23 protein-coding genes are annotated in these 22485 nt (G+C 41.7%); 3 read left to right on the top strand and 20 right to left on the bottom strand.

What is annotated here, in order from left to right:
• Positions 1–154: 154 nt before the first annotated feature.
• Entirely contained in the window at positions 155–2299 is a 2145-nt protein-coding gene (gene scpA, locus E0F88_RS26195; RefSeq protein WP_131961258.1) for a methylmalonyl-CoA mutase, read from the top strand.
• Here scpA and E0F88_RS26190 read toward each other — a convergent pair.
• The 15 genes from E0F88_RS26190 to E0F88_RS26120 form a co-directional block, all read right to left on the bottom strand.
• Positions 2296–3495 carry a beta-ketoacyl-[acyl-carrier-protein] synthase family protein gene (locus E0F88_RS26190; protein WP_131961247.1) on the bottom strand — a complete coding sequence of 400 codons (1200 nt, stop codon included), beginning with the start codon at positions 3493–3495 and terminating at the stop codon, positions 2296–2298. The two genes, scpA and E0F88_RS26190, sit on opposite strands and share 4 nt — an antisense overlap.
• 1 nt (position 3496) lies before the next feature.
• A complete protein-coding gene (locus tag E0F88_RS26185) occupies positions 3497–3763 on the bottom strand; it encodes a phosphopantetheine-binding protein (RefSeq protein WP_131961246.1) in 267 nt (88 codons plus the stop codon).
• 70 nt (positions 3764–3833) lie between these two features.
• A complete protein-coding gene (locus tag E0F88_RS26180) occupies positions 3834–5123 on the bottom strand; it encodes an ABC transporter permease (protein WP_131961245.1) in 1290 nt (429 codons plus the stop codon).
• A 3-nt stretch (positions 5124–5126) separates the two neighbouring features.
• Positions 5127–5876 (bottom strand): ABC transporter ATP-binding protein, encoded by a 750-nt coding sequence (locus tag E0F88_RS26175; protein WP_131961244.1) that lies wholly within the window; start codon positions 5874–5876, stop codon positions 5127–5129.
• A gap of 13 nt (positions 5877–5889) precedes the next feature.
• Positions 5890–6921, bottom strand: a complete 1032-nt coding sequence (darH, locus tag E0F88_RS26170; RefSeq protein WP_131961243.1) for a BtrH-related acyltransferase DarH — start codon at positions 6919–6921, stop codon at positions 5890–5892.
• Positions 6922–6925: 4 nt separating this feature from the next.
• The gene (gene DarG, locus E0F88_RS26165) at positions 6926–7324 is read right to left on the bottom strand and encodes a flexirubin biosynthesis protein DarG (protein WP_131961242.1); all 399 of its coding nucleotides are present in this window, start codon (positions 7322–7324) and stop codon (positions 6926–6928) included.
• Between the two features lie 39 nt (positions 7325–7363).
• On the bottom strand, positions 7364–8506 hold the full coding sequence (gene darB / locus E0F88_RS26160; RefSeq protein WP_131961241.1) for a dialkylresorcinol biosynthesis protein DarB: 1143 nt from the start codon (positions 8504–8506) through the stop codon (positions 7364–7366).
• Positions 8507–8575: 69 nt separating this feature from the next.
• Positions 8576–9478, bottom strand: coding sequence for a hypothetical protein (locus E0F88_RS26155; protein WP_131961240.1), 903 nt, complete (start codon positions 9476–9478; stop codon positions 8576–8578).
• Positions 9479–9515: 37 nt separating this feature from the next.
• Positions 9516–9998: a hypothetical protein gene (locus E0F88_RS26150; RefSeq protein ID WP_131961239.1), complete on the bottom strand. Its 483-nt coding sequence runs from the start codon at positions 9996–9998 to the stop codon at positions 9516–9518.
• Positions 9999–10044: 46 nt separating this feature from the next.
• The gene (locus tag E0F88_RS26145) at positions 10045–11109 is read right to left on the bottom strand and encodes a methyltransferase (RefSeq protein WP_131961238.1); all 1065 of its coding nucleotides are present in this window, start codon (positions 11107–11109) and stop codon (positions 10045–10047) included.
• 9 nt (positions 11110–11118) lie between these two features.
• The gene (locus E0F88_RS26140) at positions 11119–11844 is read right to left on the bottom strand and encodes a YdcF family protein (protein ID WP_229213918.1); all 726 of its coding nucleotides are present in this window, start codon (positions 11842–11844) and stop codon (positions 11119–11121) included.
• 134 nt (positions 11845–11978) lie between these two features.
• Positions 11979–12608 carry a hypothetical protein gene (locus E0F88_RS26135; protein ID WP_131961237.1) on the bottom strand — a complete coding sequence of 210 codons (630 nt, stop codon included), beginning with the start codon at positions 12606–12608 and terminating at the stop codon, positions 11979–11981.
• A 47-nt stretch (positions 12609–12655) separates the two neighbouring features.
• Positions 12656–13270: a hypothetical protein gene (locus E0F88_RS26130; protein WP_131961236.1), complete on the bottom strand. Its 615-nt coding sequence runs from the start codon at positions 13268–13270 to the stop codon at positions 12656–12658.
• Between the two features lie 30 nt (positions 13271–13300).
• Positions 13301–14554, bottom strand: coding sequence for a flexirubin biosynthesis putative acyl-CoA ligase FlxY (flxY, locus tag E0F88_RS26125; RefSeq protein ID WP_131961235.1), 1254 nt, complete (start codon positions 14552–14554; stop codon positions 13301–13303).
• 159 nt (positions 14555–14713) lie between these two features.
• Positions 14714–16393 (bottom strand): C45 family autoproteolytic acyltransferase/hydrolase, encoded by a 1680-nt coding sequence (locus tag E0F88_RS26120; protein WP_131961234.1) that lies wholly within the window; start codon positions 16391–16393, stop codon positions 14714–14716.
• A 109-nt stretch (positions 16394–16502) separates the two neighbouring features.
• On the opposite strand from E0F88_RS26120, the gene E0F88_RS26115 reads away from it, so the two are divergent.
• Complete coding sequence (locus tag E0F88_RS26115; RefSeq protein ID WP_131961233.1) at positions 16503–17129, top strand: 4'-phosphopantetheinyl transferase family protein; 627 nt, start codon at positions 16503–16505, stop codon at positions 17127–17129.
• Between the two features lie 49 nt (positions 17130–17178).
• Positions 17179–19656 carry a PIG-L family deacetylase gene (locus E0F88_RS26110; protein WP_131961232.1) on the top strand — a complete coding sequence of 826 codons (2478 nt, stop codon included), beginning with the start codon at positions 17179–17181 and terminating at the stop codon, positions 19654–19656.
• An 88-nt stretch (positions 19657–19744) separates the two neighbouring features.
• Here the strand turns inward: E0F88_RS26110 and E0F88_RS26105 are convergent, their stop codons facing one another.
• The 5 genes from E0F88_RS26105 to E0F88_RS34855 all read right to left on the bottom strand — a co-directional run bounded on the left by E0F88_RS26105 (position 19745) and on the right by E0F88_RS34855 (position 22435).
• Positions 19745–20854: a vWA domain-containing protein gene (locus E0F88_RS26105; protein ID WP_131961231.1), complete on the bottom strand. Its 1110-nt coding sequence runs from the start codon at positions 20852–20854 to the stop codon at positions 19745–19747.
• 128 nt (positions 20855–20982) lie between these two features.
• On the bottom strand, positions 20983–21411 hold the full coding sequence (locus tag E0F88_RS26100; protein ID WP_131961230.1) for a BrxA/BrxB family bacilliredoxin: 429 nt from the start codon (positions 21409–21411) through the stop codon (positions 20983–20985).
• 121 nt (positions 21412–21532) lie between these two features.
• The gene (locus E0F88_RS26095; protein WP_026631607.1) at positions 21533–21844 is read right to left on the bottom strand and encodes an SUF system Fe-S cluster assembly protein; all 312 of its coding nucleotides are present in this window, start codon (positions 21842–21844) and stop codon (positions 21533–21535) included.
• A gap of 38 nt (positions 21845–21882) precedes the next feature.
• Positions 21883–22314 (bottom strand): SufE family protein, encoded by a 432-nt coding sequence (locus E0F88_RS26090; protein ID WP_131961229.1) that lies wholly within the window; start codon positions 22312–22314, stop codon positions 21883–21885.
• 10 nt (positions 22315–22324) lie between these two features.
• Entirely contained in the window at positions 22325–22435 is a 111-nt protein-coding gene (locus tag E0F88_RS34855; RefSeq protein ID WP_165940152.1) for a type II toxin-antitoxin system RelE/ParE family toxin, read from the bottom strand.
• Positions 22436–22485 lie beyond the last annotated feature (50 nt).

Genomic DNA, 22485 nt, shown 5'->3' with positions numbered 1-22485 from the left:
CGTGTGATGGTTGGGGTGAATAAATATGTCCCGGATCGTAAAACTTCGCCGGTTCATCCGGAGATACGCCCCCCTGATGAAGTTTATGCTGGTACGTTACGCCTTTTACCTAAAAGAAACCTGGCAAGGCTTTGGAATACAACCCCTGCAACTCATGAAACCTGACTTCATTAACCTATCGGAAGAATTGACGGAAGAAAGCCGTTTTGAAGAAAAACAACAGAATAAACCCTTTCCGACTTCTGAAGGAATTAAACTAAAAGCGTCTTACGGCAAAGACGACCTCGAAGAAGCCGGACATTTGTCTTTTGGCGCCGGCAAAGCACCATTCCTGCGTGGACCATATGCCAGTATGTACCTCCAGAGACCCTGGACCATAAGGCAATACGCCGGTTTCTCCACAGCGAAAGAATCAAATGCCTTTTACCGCCGTAACCTGGCAGGTGGCCAGAAAGGCTTATCTGTTGCTTTTGATCTGGCTACACATCGTGGTTATGATTCTGATCATGTCAGGGTTACGGGTGATGTGGGGAAAGCCGGCGTAGCAATCGATTCGGTTGAGGATATGAAAATTCTATTTAATCAGATTCCTCTGGACAAAATGTCTGTTTCCATGACTATGAACGGCGCTGTGATCCCGATCATGGCATTTTACATTGTCGCTGCGGAAGAGCAGGGCGTTTCACCTGATAAACTTTCCGGGACAATTCAGAACGATATTTTGAAAGAGTTTATGGTGCGTAACACCTACATATATCCGCCGGCGCCTTCGATGCGCATCGTGGGTGACATATTTGCCTACGCTACGCAGTTTATGCCACAGTTCAATTCGATCAGTATAAGTGGCTATCACATGCACGAAGCAGGCGCACCGGCACACATCGAATTGGCTTATACGCTCGCAGACGGACTTGAATACATTCGCACCGGAATTGCAGCGGGCATGGATATCGACGATTTTGCTCCGAGATTATCTTTCTTCTGGGGTATCGGAATGAATCATTTTATGGAGATTGCCAAGCTGCGGGCAGGCAGAATGTTGTGGGCTAAAATTGTCAAAAAATTCAATCCCAAATCGGATAAATCCCTGATGCTGCGTGCACATTGTCAAACCAGCGGATACAGCCTCACTGAACAGGACCCCTACAACAATGTAGCCCGTACCTGTATTGAAGCCATGGCCGCAGTAATGGGGCACACGCAATCCCTGCACACCAATTCACTTGACGAGGCCATTGCTTTGCCCACCGACTTTTCAGCTCAGATTGCCCGCAATACACAGCTGTTTTTACAACACGAAACGGATATCTGCAAGGCCGTTGATCCCTGGGGCGGCTCATATTATGTTGAATCTCTTACGAACAAACTTTGTGACAAGGCCTGGGAATTAATCGAAGAAGTTGAACGCCTGGGCGGAATGACCAAAGCGATTGAAACAGGTTTGCCGAAAATGCGGATCGAAGAAGCAGCGGCCAGAAAACAGGCACGGATTGATTCAGGAAAGGATATCGTTGTGGGGGTAAACCAATACAAAACTAGGACCGAAGAGCAGCTTGAAATTTTGCAGGTTGATAATAATACCGTCAGGGAAACGCAAATTAACCGTCTAAAGCAGGTTAAGAGAGACAGGAACAACGAAGAAGTAAATGCTGCGCTCAATATGATCACGTTAGCCTGCCGTGCAAACGGAGGGAAAAATATGGAATTCAATTTGTTGTCGCTGGCTGTGGATGCTGCCCGTAAAAGAGCTACTTTAGGTGAAATTTCGGATGCTATGGAAAAAGAATTCGGAAGATACAAATCAACCATTCGTGCCGTGTCGGGTATCTACCAATCTGAGTCATCTGATGACGAAAATTTTAAACTTGCCCTTGCTATGTCCGATCAGTTTGCAGAGCTTGACGGACGGCGCCCCCGAATCCTGGTTGCAAAAATGGGGCAGGATGGCCATGACCGCGGAGCCAAGGTAATTGCCACAAGCTTTGCTGATCTTGGTTTTGATGTAGACATTGGTCCGCTATTTCAAACCCCACAGGAAGTAGCTGTTCAGGCTGCAGAAAATGATGTTCATGTCGTCGGCGCATCCAGCCTGGCAGCAGGGCATAAAACATTGGTTCCGCAGCTTATTGACGAACTTAAAAGAATCGGACGCGGAGATATCATGGTAATTGCAGGGGGAGTCATTCCGGCACAGGATTACCAGTTCCTTTACGATGCGGGTGTGAAAGGCGTTTTTGGACCAGGTACCGTCATTTCGGTCGCGGCCCAAAAGATCCTGAAAGAACTCATGAAAAATTAAGAACGGTATTTACTCAAAACAAGTGATGTGCAATTCCCTCCAAAACCGAATGAGTTGGATAAAACGTGATTGACAGAAACGTTTTGACGAAATTCAGAAATAGCCGGATCATCACCGGAAATAGGTTTATCCACATTTAAACCCGCAAAAATTTCCGAGTGCAGAATGCTCAAAATACTAAATACCGCTTCCACCGCACCTGCTGCTCCCAGCGTATGTCCAGTGTAGGATTTGGTCGAATTGTAGGCAGGAAGCTTTTTAAATATCTTTGTGAGTCCAAAAAATTCTACCTGATCATTGTTTGGCGTACCGGTTCCATGCGCATTGACATAGTCAATTTGATCAGCTGAAATATTAGCCGATTTCAACGCTTCGAGCATGGAAGTGATCGCTCCCGTTGCCTCATCAGACATAGCCGAAGGATGATGTGCATCGTTGGCGTTTCCATAACCGGCAATTTCAGCGTATATTTTTTTATCTCCGGCAATCTCTTCAGACTCCAACACCAGATAGGCTGCTGCTTCTCCAAGATTCAGTCCGTCTCTGTCCTGATCAAACGGCTTTGAAGGGAAAGCTGAAAGAATTTTAAGTGCATTAAAACCATTAACAGTGTATTTGGCCAGGCTGTCTACCCCTCCGACAATTACCCTGTTTGCCCTCCCCGATTTGATAAGCCTTGCACCCAGCATAATTGCATTTGCTGATGAAGAGCACGCCGTATTTATGGTATTTGTAAAACCTTTAATTTTAAACCGGTCGATCAACTTCAGCGTGTGAGCCGCGCAACCGTAGGCGCTAAGATATTCAGATCCCTCGGAATGATTATTGGCATCCTGATAAAGCTGATCGGTAAGGCACATTCCTCCCACAGTGCTGGCGGAAATCAATGCAGTATCTAAAGCAGAAAGTTCTTCATTTGATAAACCTGCCTGCTTAATCGCCTCTTTAAAAGCGTTAACAGCTAAAAGACAGGTTCTTGTAAAACCGGGCTCTGACTCCAGATGAAGATCCTGCTTCAAATCCTCATTACTCTTTTTTACCTCTCCAAAAGGTAAGCTGGCGGTATAGACTGATTCAAAATGGGTCGCTTGTGAAATTCCGCTCCGTGAATGCCGGAGGTTCTCATAATTCTCAGAAAGATTCTCACCAATTGCGCTGATGATGCCCATGCCCGTCACCACGACCCTTATCGACATATCAGGCAGTTTTAGTATGGGCTAAAATATATTCCGCCATGTGATTTACATCAACCAGAATCTTTCTGCCTTCTGCCGGATTATTGATTTTTATTCCGTACTCTCTTTCAAGAAGAACTACAAGTTCAAGAGAATCGATCGAATCAAGACCAAGATCACCTCCGAAAAGCGGTTCGTCATCCTTGATATCCTCAGGGTTTACATCTAACAAATTTAAATATTGTACTATTTGCCCTTTAATAACAGGCTTAAGGCTTTCAATGTCCATGTGTTGTATTATTCTTTACCGTTGCTTATAATTTAAAAGGCCGGATTCCAGCCCTTATGTGTCTTCTTAACTATATAATCTTTTCTAACTTCAGTTTAAAATACGTGCAAAGTTGGCAGATCGAAATGAATATCCCCAAAAATAAAAATACCTTGCCCAGCTCCTGCCAGCTTCCTCCTTTTAAAAATAAAATGTAAAATCCTTCCAGGCACCAGTGCAAAGGTGAGAAATTACTGGCAACCTGCATAAAAGCTGGCATTACAAATGTTGGCACAAGAATTCCGCCTATTGCTCCAAAAATAATAATGGATATGGCTCCAAAACCATTCGCCTGTTCCTGGGTACGCGCAAAGGAACCGATCATCAGGGCATAACTTACTGCCGCCATACTGCTTATAAAAACAACCGAGGCAAATGCCAAAACATTGGATGGCAGGCTCAGCTCAGGCAAACCGAGGCGTGGCAAAATCCAAAGACCCATTGAAAATGTTAGTGTTACCTGTAATACAGCAACCATGACATACACGCTCATTTTACTGAACATCACCAGCATAAAGCTCGTAGGCATTGTCTTTAATCTTAGAAAACTTCCATTTACCCGCTCCTTCACAATATTACTCCCCAGCGAAACGACCATAAAAAACATGGCAAAGATTGTCCAGGCGGGGACATTATGTTGGGTAGAATTGGGAACCGCCATTGAGTTATTGTTGCTTGCAACAACAGGATTAATTTTCACACGATTATTGATCATTCGCTCTTTCAGCCTTCCTGATTGATTTTCCATGTCCATGGTTGTGTACATGTTATCAATCATCAATGAGTTTTCAATCACACTCAGATAAGATTGAATTATACCCATTATCGAATAGGTATAATTTTGCTGAAGTACAGGATCATGATAAAACGAAAGAGCCGGTATTTCAGCGGTTTTCGCCTGGACCGAATCATGTTCAAGTCCCAGATCGTCCATCAAAATACGGCTTACTTGTCCTGCATTAATTTCAAGTCCACTGGTAAACTTCTGCGGAATGTACAAAGCGATCATTTTTCCCTTAGCCAGTAATTCAGATTTAAGGGACTCTTGTGAACCTTTCTTTCCTGAGCCACCTAATGTATCAATCTTAAATAGACCCGATTCCCGTAAAACTGAAACCAGTTTACTGCCCTGCTTACCCTTATCCTCATTTAATACAAGTAAAGAAATCTGATTCTCGTTTACCACTTTGTAAACGCCATCCTGAATAATGGTTATGATAAAAACGAGCAGCAGCGGCATTAAAAACATCAGTGACAACCCCACCCGATCATTGAGCAGTAGCAGTAATTCCTTTCGTACAGATGAATAAACTTTAAACATAAATTAGTCTCTATACTCCTCTCCAGTCAACTTGATAAAAAGAGACTGTAAATCCAGAACATTGTTTTCGGTCTTTAAATCCACTAAATATCCTTCAGAGATCACTCTTCCATGATCAATCAGTGCGATGCGATTACAAAACTCCTCGGCTTCGGACATGTGATGTGAAGTGTAAACAATCGTTGTACCCTGCCGGTTAATTTCCTGCAGATAACGGATAATCGCGTTTTTACTTTGTACATCTACGCCTACCGTTGGTTCGTCCAAAAACAGTATGCCCGGCTGGTGAATAATACCAATCGCCAGGTTTACCCTCCTTTTCATTCCACCCGAGAAAGTACTGACTTTTTTATCGGCCGATTTTAGAAGACCAAGCGTTTCCAAAAGTTCTTCCCGGCGAATTTCCAGCTGGCCTTTTGGCAGATTGTACATCGCTCCGAAGTAATCCAGATTTTGACGGGGACTTAGCTCTTCATAAAAAGCATATTCCTGAGGAACAAATCCAATCACCCTTTTTCGTTCAGATTCAGATAAAATCCTGCCGTCCAGATAAAATCCAATTTCGCCTGACGAAGGTGGAATGATGCCGCAAAGAATTGAAATTAGTGTCGTTTTACCAGCCCCGTTTGGTCCAAGAAGGCCAAAAACATCAGAACGGTTGATGGTAAGCGAAATGTCCGTGAGCGTATTATCCCGGGATGATTTGTATTTTTGAGAAACGTGCAGTATCTCAATACCTGGAAGTGTTTTCATTTTATTTCCGGTCTCACTTTCCCAGGTTCAGCTTGGCAAGCCTTTGAAATGCTTCTTTTTCCACAGACCGGATGTTAAGCAGCATGTCAGCAATTTCTTCAAAATCTTTTTGTTCGGTAAGCCGTCCTTTGTAAACACCAGCCATTTTTATTGCACTTGCCCGCCAAAGATCACCCGCTTTGGTGAAATCTTCCGAAACACCCATCAGCCTGTCATCCTTCAACCAGGCAGCTGATTCTTCTAAAAACGCTGCATATAAAAAACGAAATCCGCCGCCTCCCGTGCCAATTTCTTCCTGCATTCTAACTATTTGTCCCAGATATAAACTGGCTTTTTTAAGGCCTAACTTATCGCGCCATTTACGGATCTGATTGGATGTATGCCTGATACCGTCCACGCCTGCGAAACTGCCGGGAATGTTCAGCATATCCCGTACATTTCGTTTAATACCCTTTACAATTCCTTTGCGAATTAGATCATCGGTAATGATGCCGACTTTTTCAGGAAAATAAATATGTCCTTTTGGTGCAAGCGGCCCCTGTGCAAACCTTACGCGCGAAAGTTCTTCCGGAGACAAGCTTGTAACATCTTCCATGATCGGGTCACTGATCAGATAGTTGTTTTCCTCACGCCCATAAACAATCAGATTATGGGCATTAAAGTGAAAGCGGTACTCTTTTGGAAAGTAGGTCAGATGAAAAACACCCACCTGACAACCTACCGGAACGCCCTCGTTGATCTTTTGATTTAGAAAAGACTGAGCCTTGGCCGGATCGCTAAACTTTTTGCGTGACACTTCAACGCCAAGTGATTTGCAGGTTCTTTTGAAAATAGCTCCCGGCATAGTCCTGAATGAAATGGCAGGACCATTGTTTATTGTCAAAAATGGTATTTGTATATAAAAAAGACCAGACCCCATTCCAAATGCCAGAGGCTCCGTCATAAAATCAAGGCCATGGTAACGCAGCAATGCTGTTGTTACGCCGTTTTCACAGTGTGCTGTTTGTACGTGGTTAAATTCTTCTATCCGTAAATCGGTATCCACTTTCTTAACCTTTAAAATTTTTCAATTCGTTGACCGACACATCAAAAGCGGCGGCGTATTTTTCCAGTTTCCTCTCGCTCAGGTTTTTAAATACAGACGGTTTAAAGTGTCTTTTTATAAAAAAAGGAAAAAACCCGGTGTAACCTGAAAGTACCGGAAGATCCATCAGACGCAGTTCCATAAAATAGTATACGGGGCTTTTTTCGCCGCTTACTACTGCCTGTCTGGCTTCTTCTACCCGATCATTGACATTGTCCCATGCGCTGTCCAACGCGTCTTTTTTCACATCCCAGCCTTTACTCAAAGCCGTCTCATACTTCCCATCCTCATTTTTGACATAACACAATTCACGTGTCAGCCTTGAAAGTGCACCAGGCTCCTGCGGAAGATCTTCTTTTTTCATTCTGAGTAAAGTTTAGATGTCAAAAATAAAAGGACTTTATCAGACAACTGTCATCAGGCAAAACATGTATGAAAATCTGGAACTTTCCGGCACCGCCAATAGTATTTTCTCTCCTTTTTTCAGTTTTCCGCTGGTGAACAATTCTTCTACCATCATATAAATGGATGCAGCACCGACGTTACCCATCGTTGCCAGATTGGTAAACCACTTCTCCTTGGGAACCGGAATTCCATTTTCTATTAAAACTTCTTCTATTTTGCTTTCGAAAAAATAGCTGGAAATATGTGGAAGAAAATAATCCACGTCGTCCATAGTTGCGCCTTTAGCATCCAATATTCTTTTTAAATTATTGAATCCTAATTTAACGATTTTTTCGCTTAACAGCTTAACATCCTGTTTGATACTAAAAACAGATTTGGCAAGAATCTCCTCATTGGAATAATCCTTGAAACTTTTCAGCGTACCATCGTCCAGCTTGTGGGCACCCATGTACATACAGGCTTCTTCTTCGTTGGCAAAAGAACAGCCATCAATCCAGTCGATACGTAGAGAGTCTCCGGTTTCATTTGGTTTTCCTTCAACAAGAAACGCTCCCGCGCCGTCGGATAACATCCATCTCAGAAAATCTTTGTCAAAAGAAACGTAAGGATTTTGTTCCAAACGGATCAGCTGCTGTACTTCTTCTTCAAACTGATCAGAACGTAATGACGGAGAAAATCTTTCCGAAGCAGCGGCAACCGCCTTTTTCTTGTCTTCCAGTTTAATAGACATGTAAGCATATTTCAACGCATGCATGCCGGCACAACAAACACCTGATGGTGAAACAACTTCAATTGAACCTGTTTCGGGTAGCCAGCCATGTATCATCACTCCATGTGAAGGCATGATCTGATCGGGACTCGACGTTCCGCAGCTTAGCAGATCTATCTCCTTAATTTCATCAGGATTTTGAGAAAATAATTCTTTTACAGCCAGAGAAGCCATTTCGGCGTTGGTATGCGTAGGGATTCCTTCTCTGGTGTATGCGTAATATCGACTTTTAATCTTATTATTTCTTAAAACAATTGCTTTGGATTTGGAAGATTTACCATTTATAAATCCTAAATACGTTTCCATGTCCTCATTGGCAACCGCTTCATTCGGAACAAACCTGGAAACCCTGGTAATATACGCTTCTGACATTTTAATATTTGGTATTAATAATTTAATAAGTTGATGTATAATGATTTAGCCAAAATTTTCTTAAGAACATCACGCTACATCGTAAAAGTAGTCCTTTGCCTTCCTGATAGACTTTTGGCTAAAAGGGGCAATCAAAATGAAGTACACCGACAAAATAATAGGCGACGCCACAAAAAGGGCAGTCAAAAGATAATATTTAAATAAGTTAACATAAAACTTTCTCTTCTCCGGGGTAGTTCCTTTTTTCTTGATCAAATTGGCCCAGATCCTGAAAATCTTTTTCCCTCGCATTTCTATAAACCAGATATCCGTAGGAATATTGATCAGACCAAGAGAAAGCAATTTTTTTTGTAATCCTGTAAAGTTGCCCTGATCAAGCGCTGAGTTAACTATGGATCCAAATTTATCAGCACCATCAATGTCTTTCTGGCTCACTCCGGGTACAGGCAGCAGATTCCATTTTCTTTCCTTTTTCCCTGTTAACATCCAGTGAAAAATTGTGAGCACGCTGATCAGGTTTGGCTCACGGTCCATCAGGGGAATGTTTCCTACCAAAATACCGCCTGCCTGTTTGATATAAGACTTGATACTTTCCTGAGAATTAAGCCACATATTCCTGCCGCCAATGATTGTGACGATAGGTGTACCTTTCATTTTCTGCCGAAAAGCAGGATCCTGAAGAATAGAAGTCACCGGCAGGGATGGAGACAAAAACCAGGGTTGATATCCGATCACAATCAGGTCATATTTATCTGATTGGTATTCAATGGGCTCCAACGCAACAGCTTCCTCTGTAACACATTCCGGCATGGTGTTATAAAATACATCTTCCGTCCACGGAAAAGCAAAATCCTTTACCGGCTTTATGTATACCCTTTCAATTTCTGCAGTGTCAAAAGGTTTCAGGAAATTGTTGATGATTTCATGCAATTGACCCGACTGCGAATAATTAATTACAAGCACCTTTTTCATTCAACTATTCATTCAGATTCGTTACTCAGATGCCAATTTATTTTAAGTCATCCACATTTATAATTTTGGAACTTCCCGCATAATTTCTGATAATTTCTTTCAAATCCGGTTCTAACTTGCTGTAACCAGCCAAAACTGCCTTTTTGTCTTCGTCGATGTTTTTGTTATACTTCAAAATCTTCGGCGCGTTTTCCTGGATGGTTAGCCGAAGAAAACGATATTCTGTATTACCGGAATTTGCCTTTATTTCCTCTTCCAACGAGAAAGCACCTTTTTTAAAAAGCTTAACTTTGTTGCCTGCTGCTTTTAAAAAATCAGCCTTTTTCATTTGTGCTGCTCCAAGGTAGGCCCTTGAAAAAGATGTCTTTTTACCTATACCCAAATTGGCTATTTCTCTATCGATACTTTCCTCCGAATGTCCCGAAAGCGCCGCGTAAAAAGATTTTCTGTCAATCGCATCTGAATTGAAAGAGCAAAGAACACCCAGAAAAAAAATCGAAACAAAGGTTATATTTTTCATAACTAAATTACGATTTCCTGATCACAAAGATAGGAAATACTGTTAATTATGCCTCAATGGTTTTACGGCATTCGAGAACAGAATGGTAACTGTCACCGATCAAAGGATATGTGTTTACTACCTCAAAACCTGCCTGGGCTACCAATTCTTTCATGACTTTAATGCTGTACATCTTACTGTTGCCATTGGCCATAATTGTAAAATAAAGCGAAGTCGCCACCAGACTATATTGCGCCGCAGGAAAGTTTTGATTATCAAAAAACGGTTCCAGAATATAGAGTGTTGTTTCCGGTGAAGCGGCCTGCCATGCATTTTTCAGTATCTGAACAATTTCTTCTTTGGAAAAACAATCTAAAAACTGACTCATCCAAATGACATCAGCCCCCTGAGGAATTTTTTGTTCTGTATTTAAAAGGTCTATTGCATGGAAGTCGATACGCTCCAGCAGTCCTTTTTCCGTAGCATTTTGTTTCGCCACTTTAAGCTGAACGGGCAAATCAAGTATTTTTATCCTCACATCGGGGTCGTGTGCGCAACATGCGAAAGACCATTTCCCGGTGTTTCCGCCAATATCAAATATCGTTTTAGGCCTATTTTTAAAAACGATTTTGAGTGCTTCGGGAAATGCACCATCAGAATAATAATGATCAAAATCAAACCAGGACTTTTTCGCAGGTTCGGGCAGGATAGATAAACCCTCATATATTGTTGGCCAGTCACCAAGAACTTTCAGGCCTTCCGGTTTTCCCTTTTTAATACTTTCCGTCATCGACTTTGCGCCCAGATAACAAACGTCATTCATAAAGTTGACGTTGATGCGGGTCATTTCGTCTTTTAAAAGGAAAAAACCTGTTTTGGTAATTTTCACTTTATCTGCAACCACTTCAACTACTCCCAAAACTTCGGCAGCTTCAATCAGCAGATGAACTCCATATTCAGAAACATCCAGTTTTTCAACAATTGTATCAATACTGACTCCCTTGCGGTGGCTGTTTATAAAATCCAAAATGCCCAGATCCCTCAGTGCAATCACCGATTGAAAAAACATGGGACCAAATGCTATTTTTTGCGCTTCATACTTGGCTTCAATCGCCGACATTTCTTTTTTCATTCGAAATAATTATGGTTGTCTGGTAATCGCCGAAGAAGGTATCATTCTGTCTTTATATCTTCTTCGGTACTTTTTCTTTTTAAGGTCCTCTTCATGCCATGCAATATAACGACCAATGGTGCCTCTGAAACGCTGAAAAAAATTTTCCCTGTCCGTAAGTTTGACAAAGTTAGCCTGAATTGTATTTGATACATCAATTTTTGGTTCCGGCATATCCAATATCCTGAGCGTATCGAGTACTGTAGGCAAGAGATAAACGGGCAATTCGAAGTTCCTGATAAACTTTCGCATATAGCTGGTTTGGTACGGATCCGTTGCAAGTGCAATTTTGGTAAAACCCTGCTCCTTGGCCAATCGGTACGAATAATAAACGTTCTCTGTACTATGTTCCGCTTTTTCTTCCGTAAATAATTTTGTTCGGGGAATGCCCATGGCCTCTGCGTAATTGGCCATCACCCGGCTCTCAATATATTTTGTAGCTACCGCAGAACCGGAGAAAATCACATTTTTAGTGTAACCTTTATCATAGAGAAACTTCGCCCAATTGATTCTCATTTTTAACGTCCGGTCCCAGTTCTCACCATTGTAGGGAAAGCCTGGCACGATGATCACATCATAAGGCTGATTAACCAGATCTTTCTGAAATGTCTTCTCCGCAGAACGGAAAAGCATTTTACTGCATGCGGTATTTAGTAAAAAAATAACAATAAAAACGGCTGCTGGTCTGATGGTCACGGTGACAGTTTATCTTTAAAACAGTAAGCTGTGAACGGCTTCCAAAAGGAAAACAGCTCACAGCTCACGATAAATATTGCAATATTAAAACCGGTTTTGCACCCTGAAAATAAGAAAGTATTTCTTATTTTATATTATTTGGAAGAGTTACTCCACTTTTTATAATATTTCGAACCGATGTTTTCATTGATTTTATAGACAGCACCTGCCCAATAATTCCGGAAGCCAAAACCACCCGCTTTACCTTCAACTTTCTCTGTCAAAAGTATTTTCTTTGAACTCAAATCGATGAACGTAACCCAGGCAGTCATTTTTTCTGCCGTTTTACTCAGGCTTTCTACAACATACACCACGCCGATTCCGTCTTTTTCACTAAGAGAATATTTTGACACGGCTTTTCTTACCTGATCTTCTGTAAGATTATACTCTTCGTTGATGATGTTATCTGCTACATTCGCCGATTTGTTGTGTTTGATCATATCACCCACTTTTGCGACGTATTGTTCCTCCTTCAATTTCAATGGTTTAACCAGCGAAAACTTTTTAGGCTCGAACTCTATCAGGTTGTTCCAACTCACCATGTGTTGGCTCTGAATTGCCGCAGCATCCATAAAACCTGCGCTGCCGATGTACTTAGCCTGCGTAAAATCTAATCCCAGAAAAACAACTTTGGCCTTACCGCTAAACAGGTCGGCCATTGTATTTTGTGCAAAAAGCCGTCCGCTCAGAACGACGAAAAAACTTAGTATTAATAACTTCTTCATAACCATTAATTTAAATACATATCCTGCCGTCACGACGGACTATTATTCTATTTGAGTTTTTTATCAAGAAAAGCGGCCAGCGATTTGCCTGCTTTTGCATAAGATTCGGCGATCCTTACGCCGGTGTCAAAATCATATCCTCCAAACTGCCCGCCGGGAACTTTTGCCATTAAAATCTCAGCTATCTTTTTCGATTTATTTGCAGATTCTACAAGATCAATTTCAAAATCAACCGTTGCATTTTTTCTCATAACGCCAACATTGAAACCAGGCTCCACAAACTTGGTATGAACAACAAAGGTGTAAGTTGCATCCGGTCTGCCATGAACAGCCGTCAATCCTTTGTCTTCGAGTCCCTTATTAAATAATTCTTCAAATTTTGGTTCATAACGGTTTTTGCGGTCGTCTACCCACGTCTTTTTCCAGGCATCTCCCTTACCGGGCTCCTTAGTGTTATATTCGGCTGCTTTTTTATCAAGATATTCTTTTTCTGTCGCAAATTTACCTACTCCGAATTCTGAGTAGTCGTATTCAATATTGACCGTTTTCTGTCCGGACAAAACAGCAACGTCTCCCGATTCAAGGTTTACTTTTTGAGCAAAAGATTCACTGGCTCCACAAACCGTAAAAGCGATTGCGGCCGCATAAATAAAGTTTTTCATTCTGATTTTATTTGATGGATAATAGTCGCATCAAATATATATCAATTTTTCAGGTTTGCGTTTTTCCTGTTTATATATTCGAAAGGTAAGTTCTTCAGCGGTAATAAACTCCAAAATCGGCGATACCCGAAGCCGCGATTTAAACAGCGAATGAAGCATTTCTTTAAAAACCGCGGTCTGTAACTGCAATGGCAGAAGAATGGTTATCTCATCATTCCCGTACTCATTTTTTGAAATAACAACCTGATACAATTCAATTTCCTTCACCATATCCAGCACATCAAACAAAGCAGGAGGAAAAATGGTGGTCCCCTTAAACTTAATCATTTGCTGTTTCCGACCAACGACCGGGCCTAAACGAGGAGTACTTCTTCCACAGCTGCAGGGATTATAATAAACATGGCACAAATCACCGGTTTTGTATCGTATCAGCGGCATTCCTTCAACACCTAATGTGGTAACCACTACTTCACCTAAATCACCTTCACCTACATTCAGACCATCTTCATCGACAACTTCAAGGATCAGTAAGTCTTCATTCAAATGCCCGCCGTTCCCGATTTCACATTCTGTAAATGCAGCGCCCATTTCGGTTGATGCGTAGGTTGAATAAAGCTTGACATCCCATTGAGAAGTAATTCTTTTCCCCAGTTCATTTGGCGTAAAATCAGCATTTCGGATCGGTTCTCCAATACAGATAATTGATTTCACCCCGGATGCTTTAAAATCAATATCATTGGCGACAGCATAATCGAGCAATCTTGGAATGAAAGAAGGAATCGCAATAAGAACCGTTGGTGAAAAGCGCTGAATGGATTCCCATTGCAGAAACGGAGCTCCCGGCCCTACCCTGATCATACCTGCGCCCATTTTGCGTGCTCCCATCCAATAAGCAAGACCAGCCATAAAACGCTTATCGATCGTTGTCATTAACTGGTAAACATCATTTTCACTTCCACCTGCACAGCGAAACGATTGTGCCTCGTTCGTTGCAAGTCTCTCCACATCAGAATCGGTAAGATAAAATGCGACCGGGTCACTCATCGTGCCGGAAGTTGTTACAAAATCCGTGATTTTGCTTTTAGGAACACAAAGAAAGTCGTCGTTCTGCCTGGCAAGATCGTCCTTGGCCGTAAAAGGCAGCTGCGTTAGATCCGATGTTTCTTTTATTGAGTTAATTTCAATATTGCTACCGCGGAATACCTGTTGGTAATAGGCTGAATGTTCGGATACATACAGAAGAAGTTCTCGTAACTTTTCGGTTTGATTTGGTGTGGTTGTCATGGTAGTGCTTGCAGCTAATGTTCGACGGGCGTTGCCCATCATCCTAGTTATAGCGATGGGCGTTGCCCATCGTTGAGAGGTTTAGCCCTTTCAGGGCAGTCTAAAAATAAAACGGGCGTTACCCATAGTTGATGGGCTAAGCAGTTTCAGGACAAGTTATCAGTCATTTTCCAATGATTCTATCTTCTTTATAATTGCTTTCTTTTCGTTTTCGGATGAAACTTCGTGTTTGAGCGCTTCCCGGAAATACTGCTTCGCTTTGATTTCTTCCTTCATTTTTTCATAATAATTCCCTAACGAAAGATAGGTTACATAACTTTCCGGATTATTATTAATAAAAGACTTTTCTGTCTCTGCAGTCAGTGTAAACGGAATATCCAGCATTACAAACCTGCTGATTTTCTGCTTAATACCTTTAAATGCTTCAAATTTCTTATATTCATCTGTATTCAGGAAATTATCCTTTCTAATCGCGAGCGAATCAATTGATCCAAAGTTTTGGGAATGCGCGAACACGTCGTTCAGATCGTAACAAATAAATTCTCCAAGCTGATAAGGCGGCGTGGATATCCACAATTTGTGTATGGTAGGTTTGAACAAAATGCCATGATGTGCGATCAGCTGGTTGAGCGATTTTGAATTGCCGTAACCGATGAATTTATCTTTCAATCCTTCTTTATTTCTCAAGATACCTGCCGCCTCTGTTACGTCAAGGGGAAAAGAGTTTACCATGAGCTCATTCATGCGGTCATAACGGTATTTTGAATCCGAATCTTTAACATTGTTGATGTTTACCGAATCTCCAATAAAGGCTTTGCCCTGATAATGATTCGCACAGATCAAAGCATCCGTTTGGGATTCGAAAACGTCCATTTTTTTTGGAGATTTTTCGATAATCACCGCCTTGTTGTTATGAGCTGACCCTATCAGTAAAGACTCCGACACGAATGTTTCCCTTCTTTGTGCTATCGCATTGGCTTCTTCAATCGTTCCGGCATATTGCAGAATTTCCCTTGCAAGCAGAGAAATCGGCTCTTTTGCAGAATAGGGAATGTCTGATTTTGAAGCATTTAATGTTACCGTTATTCCCTTTTCATTCATTCCGGAAACAACTCCCGTCAGACCCGCCCAGGCGTAGGAAGCAAATTTGTATCCCTTATCCGGATTCATAAAAACGATCAGCTTATCCTCGGCAAAAGCATCACCCATGTAAAAGTCAAAATTGCGGCCAATCAGCAGCGAGGAATCTTTTGACAACGAATTCCTGACCGCAAACGAAGTACAGCCAACCATGTTAAGGTCGGTTAGTGCATGACCGATATCGTGTGCAGCATGGTAATTTAAAATCCTGTAATACTTCGGGCCAATGTAGTTGAACTGATCGGAAAAGGATTGTGAAACGCCGTAAATTTCCTGTTGATTTTCAAGAGGTATGTACTTATAGATATCACGGTTAAACCAGCCAACGAAACCTTTTAAGATTTGAAGAAAAAAACTACCGGGAATCATTTCCTTAATCTGGTTCACAAAATAAACCTCCTGTTTTTCCATGAGCTCCTTTGACAGAATGCCATAAATAAGGCCACGTTCATAAGGAGGACCTTCCAGATACATTTCCCAGATTCCGTATTTGTTCTTTTTAAGCCAGCAGTTGTTGACCTTAAAATGATTGGGAGCAACCTGGATCCGTTCGTAACTTTGAACTGTTTTATTGCTTTCAAACTCCGGAACAGGTACCTTGATCCGCCACAGGAATAATCCGAAAAGTATTAAAATTAGGAGAAGAAATGCACCAAAGAATTTGATAAGCCTTCGGAGAATTTTATTTTTTGGAAGCATATTGAACTAAATGTAACCTGAAAAGCTGTATTGCCTAACTGATGTCTCTCTGACTTACGGGAGGTTAAAATTTACATCCTTTCATTTGAAAATATAAAATTACAACAAAATGAGCACCGCTTATATAAAAACACCAACTGAAAATTCAATACTCGGGCTGTGGCATATAAACGAATCTGTACAGGAGCTGCTTGCATCGCTGCGTTTATCAGAAAATGAAAGACATACTTTTGAGTCAAAAAAAAACGACGCGCGAAAAAAAGAGTGGCTTGCCTGCCGTAATCTCCTTAAAGCGATGACAGCTGGCGATCTTGAAATTAAATATGACAGTAACGGCCGGCCCTATTTTGATGACAAAGTATTTGAAATTTCTATTTCTCATTCAGCAGAATATGCCTGTGTGTACCTGAATAACAAAAAACCTGTGGGTGTTGATATTCAAAAAATAAAACCCGCTATCAGTACCGGCTCTGACTTTTTTCTGAGTCAGGAAGAAAATAAATGGGTAGATAAAGAAGACAATCTGATGTTACATATTATTTGGTCAGGGAAGGAAAGTGCGTTCAAATATTGTGGTATAATGGATTTAGACTTAAAAAAAGATATCCATATATCCAATTTCACACGCAACCAAATTGGTATAATTGAAGTTACTATTCTAAATTATGATCTTAAAGACAAGATCCTGATAAACTATGAGTGTTTTGACGATTATGTCCTAACAAGAACTGTATGATTCCTATTTTCTGCGAACGCCAATAAACTTTACATTTATTTATTCCTACATGAAAAAATTATTTACTGTTCTGCTTGCACTTTTATCCTTCTATTCCCAGGCACAGGTTCCTTCTCTTTCCTCCGCCGAAATTTTTCAAAACATAAAAAAATTAAACGTTGTAGGATCAGTGCTTCATATTGCCGCCCACCCGGATGACGAAAATACCCTGATGCTTTCCTATATGTCAAAAGATCAGATGGTCCGGACCGGATATCTGGCATTGACACGCGGAGACGGCGGACAAAATCTGATTGGAGCCGAGCAGGGATATAACATCGGTGTCATCAGAACACAGGAACTACTTGGCGCTAGAAAAATTGACGGTGCACAGCAGTTTTTTTCCCGCGCTTACGACTTCGGCTTTTCCAAGACACGCGATGAAACATTAAATTTCTGGGATCAGGAGAAGGTATTGGGCGATGTGGTTTGGATCATCCGTAAATTCCAGCCGGATGTAGTCATCACCAGGTTTCCTCCCGATCCGCGCGCAGGTCACGGTCACCATCAGACTTCCGCTTACCTCGCAGAAAAAGCATTCAGCATGGCGGCAGATCCAAAAGCTTTTCCTGATCAGTTAAAATTTGTAAAAACCTGGCAGGCGAAGAGACTAGTGTGGAATACATTTTCACCAGGCTTTACCAACAGAGCACCGGCAGAAGAAAAGGCTCCTTTCCTTTCTTTAGAAATAAGCGGTTACAGCCCGATTTTGGGCAAATCATATGCAGAAATAGCAGCTTTAAGTCGTAGTCAGCATAAAAGCCAGGGTTTTGGAAGCGCGCCGGCAAGAGGTGAAAGAGTCGATTATTTTCTTCACAAAGCCGGGACACCAGCAGAAAAGAATCTTTTTGATGGGATAGATTTAACATGGAAACGGGTTTCCGGAAGTGCCGCAGTTCAGCTGATGGTCTCTGATTTAATAAAAAATTATTCTGTAAACGATCCGTCTTTGTCGGTGCCGGGTTTACTGAAATTGTACCAGGGATTAGCCAGTCTTGATTCAACGGATTTATATGTTAAAACAAAAAAAGAAGAAGTTCAGGATCTGATCGTCCAGTGTCTTGGAATCTGGTTTGAAACAAACCCCAAAGATTTTTCAGCAGTTCCGGGAGATCTTACCAATGTAAAAATATCAGTTGTTAAAAATACAGCTTACCCCGTAAAGCTTATTGCCCTGCATTGGACAGGTAAAACTGCGGACAGCACGTTAAATCTTGACCTGCAAAAAGGTCAGGCAAACAACTTCGCGATTAAAACGATATTGCCTGCGACTTTAAAAATAAGCCAGCCTTATTGGCTCGAAAAACCAATTGATAAAGGATTGTTTCAAATAGACAGCCAGCAGGATATTGGTTATCCTGAAAACCGGCCGGAAACGCTGACACAGTTTGTGTTTGAAGTTGATGGACAAAAATTTACTTATACCAGGCCCTGGATTTACAAGTTTACCGATCCCGCCGAAGGAGAAATTTACCGTCCTTTTGAGATCCGTCCGGCAGTTACGGCCAACGTGAGCGAGCCTGTATTCATTTTCTCCTCTGTTGAACCAAAAATGGTGAGTGTAGTCGTTGAAGCAGAAAAAGATAAGATAAAAGGGAATGTAAAACTTGAACTTCCTGCAGGCTGGAAATCTGAGCCGGCATCGGCTGAATTTAGTATTGCAGAAAAGTATCAGGTTCAAAACTTTTCCTTTAAAATAACGCCTCCAGCCAAAAACCAGGAAGCGACACTAAAAGCGGTTGCCACGCTGGATAGTAAAACCTACAGTAAAGCAATAAGGACCATTGCGTACCATCACATTCCAAGCCAGACGCTATTTCCTTCGTCCGAAGCAAAACTTGCTAAAATTGATGTGCGAACAACGGTTAAAAAGATCGGATATATCGCCGGTGCAGGTGACGATGTCCCAACTGCATTAAGACAAATCGGCTGTCAGGTAACCATGCTGGATGAAAGTGAACTAAAAAAAGATCTGAGTGGATATGAGGCGATTGTTGTGGGTGTTCGTGCGTACAATACTGTGGCAATGCTTTCTCATTATCAGGCGAAACTGATGGATTACGTGCAGAATGGCGGCACCATGGTTGTTCAGTATACAATTCCCGGCGAACAAACCGTGGCTTCACTCGGACCATACCCCCTGGAAACCGGGAGAGACCGGATAGCAGAAGAAAATGCAGCAATCAAGTTTTTAATTCCCGATCACGCTTTGTTGAACTATCCAAATAAGATAACGCAGAAAGATTTTGACGGGTGGATCCAGGAACGTGGTTTATACTTTGCCCAGGAATGGGATAAAACGCATTACCAGGCTCTTTTCTCAGGAAACGACACAGGTGAAACTATTAAGGAAGGAAGTGTTTTATATGCCAAATATGGCAAAGGCCACTACATCTATACGGGCCTGTCCTTCTTTCGTGAACTTCCGGCTGGCGTTACCGGAGCTTACAGATTATTTGCAAATATGATATCGGTAGGGAAACAGTGATTTTCAGTAAAATGTGAGAAGGAAGATGTGAAATGGAAAAACGTGTAGTCCATTTCACATCTCACATTTTACATCTCACAGCAAAAACCTACTTTACATTCTTTCTCCGGTTCCGCTGAAAATCTTCAAGAACGAAACCTCCCAGACCCTGAAGATTACTGTAATAAGCCCTGCCGTTATTTATCTCTGTAAAGTTTTGCACAAACTGTTTCAGATATGGATCGGTGGCGATCATAAACGTTGTCACAGGAATATCCAGCTTTCTGCACTGCGCAGCTAAGGTCAGTGTTTTATTTATAATTTTCCTGTCCAGACCAAAGCTGTTTTTATAATAACGGATTCCTTCTTTCAGGCAAGTTGGCTTACCATCCGTAATCATAAAAATCTGCTTGTTCCGCGTTTTTTTACGGCGTAAAATATCCATGGCCAGTTCCAGTCCGGCTACGGTATTGGTGTGGTACGGACCGACTTCCAGATACGGGAGATCTTTAATCTGTATCTGCCAGGCATCGTTTCCAAAAACGATGATATCAAGTGAATCTTTGGGATACTTTGTCCGGATAAGTTCAGCCAGTGCAAGCGCTACTTTCTTGGCAGGGGTAATCCGATCCTCTCCATATAAAATCATGGAATGACTGATATCGATCATTACTACTGTTGAAGTCGTTGTTTTCTGTTCGCGTTCAACAACTTCCAGATCCTTTTCCATCAGCACAAAATCACCGATACCATGGTTAACCTGCGCATTTTTGATGGATTCAGTCATGGCAACCTGATCCAGCGTATCGCCAAACTGGAATTCACGGATGTCACTGCTCAGCTCATCGCCTGATCCAAGATGCGGTGTATGATGATTACCACCGGATTTTGATCTTTTGAGTTTACCAAAAATCTCATCCAAAGCACTTTTGCGAATGCTTTTCTCAGCCTTTGGCGTCATGATGATCTTACTCTCACCGTCCTTTTTTTCTTCGGAGATGTATCCTTTCTTTTTCAGGTCATCGAAAAAGTCGCCGATACCATAAGAATCATTGGTCAGTGTGTATTGCCGGTCGAGTTCACTCAGCCACGACATAGCCTCACTCACATCACCGGAAGTCATGAGTAACAATTGCTGAAAAATATCAAACAACTGATCGAATTTGTTATTACCGTTTTGCTCAGCTGGAACAAACTTGGTGAAACGATGTCCGCGCATGGAAAATTTTAATTAAGCCATTTATATCCTGCTGAACAAATTGTTCAGTACTAAAACCTTCATAAAAAGAGACGGCTACTTTCAAATTTAATCGAAAGCAGCCGTAAAACAATTTTGTATTGAGAGAATTACGCCTCTTCTGCGCAGAACTCCTCAAATGCCATTTGCAAATGTTGAGCAATCATTTCTGCTGAACGACCTTCGATGTGATGACGTTCTACAAAATGGATCAACTCTCCGTCTTTGAAAAGCGCTACTGCAGGTGACGATGGCGGGTATGGCAAAGTATACTCACGCATTTTTGCCACAGCTTCCAAATCCGCTCCCGCGAATACAGTTGCAAGATGATCTGGCTTGATTTCGCTGCGTGTCAATGCTGAACGAACGCCTGGACGGGCAGCACCAGCTGCACAGCCGCAAACTGAATTGATTACAACCAAAGCAGTTCCTTTTGTATTTTGCATGAAGTTATCTACTTCTTCTGCAGTTGTTAAATCCTGAAAGCCGGCATTTACCAATTCCGCTTTCATCGGCGCCACCATGTGTGGAGGATACATAATTTCTAAGTTTAAAGTTATTTATTTAGCTATACGCTGTTAGCCAGTGGCCATTAGCTGTTGTAATTCAAAATTAATCCAAGGCATGCCGACCGCCGATTGCTGACAGCCGAAAGCCATTTTACATAAACCCAAGTTCAAGCTTCGCTTCCTCGGACATCATTTCAGTTGTATATGGAGGGTCAAATGTCAGCTCTAAACTCACATCATTAACTCCTTCCACTTCCCTGATCTTTTGTTCCACTTCTCCTGGCAGCGTGCCAGCTGACGGGCAGGATGGCGAAGTCAGAGTCATCGAAACGAAGACATTGTTAACAGGAAATATTTTTAAATCATATATCAGGCCAAGTTCGTATACATCCACAGGAATTTCAGGATCATATACGGTTTTAATCGCCTTTACCACTTCTTCGCGTAACTCAGATTCTGACATTATTTTAGCGGTTAGCTATTAAAGTATTCAATTAACAATTATTTCTGCACTTCCGGCCGGGCCTGGTAGGCAACTCCGTATGCCTTCATTTGTTTTAACATGGAAGCCAGTCCGTTTGAGCGGGTTTGGGCAAGATGCTGATGTAGACCGACCTTATCCATAAAGTAAACATCTGCCTTAGCTATTTCTTCAGGAGTGTGTCCTGAAAGCACCTTAACCAACATGTTTACCAACCCTTTAACAATGATAGCATTGCTATCGGCCTCAAACTTCAACAATTCACCATCCATGTAAGCATGCAGCCAAACAAGCGACTGGCATCCTTTAATGATATTTGCATCAGTTTTATATTTTTCGTCCAGATCAGGAAGCTGTTTACCGAGATCGATAATGTACTCGTACTTGCTTTCCCATTCATCAAACAAATCAAAATCCTCAATTAGTTCGTCCTGTGCTTCGTTTATTGTCATTTTAAATTTCTTATAATGGCTTTGATGAATGTCTTACAGCCAAAATTTCAATGGTTTCGCTTTTCGATATGTTATAAAGAATCCTGTATCTTCCAACAAAAATCTCTCTAATACTGGTCACCTTAATTCCGGCACCTTTCTTCCCATATTTGGAAATTTTTCCACCAGTTC

Source organism: Dyadobacter psychrotolerans (genome assembly GCF_004349265.1).
Taxonomy (GTDB): Bacteria; Bacteroidota; Bacteroidia; order Cytophagales; family Spirosomataceae; genus Dyadobacter; species Dyadobacter psychrotolerans.
Note: the sequence above shows the minus strand (reverse complement) of the source record. Positions and strands in the feature narration are given on the sequence as shown.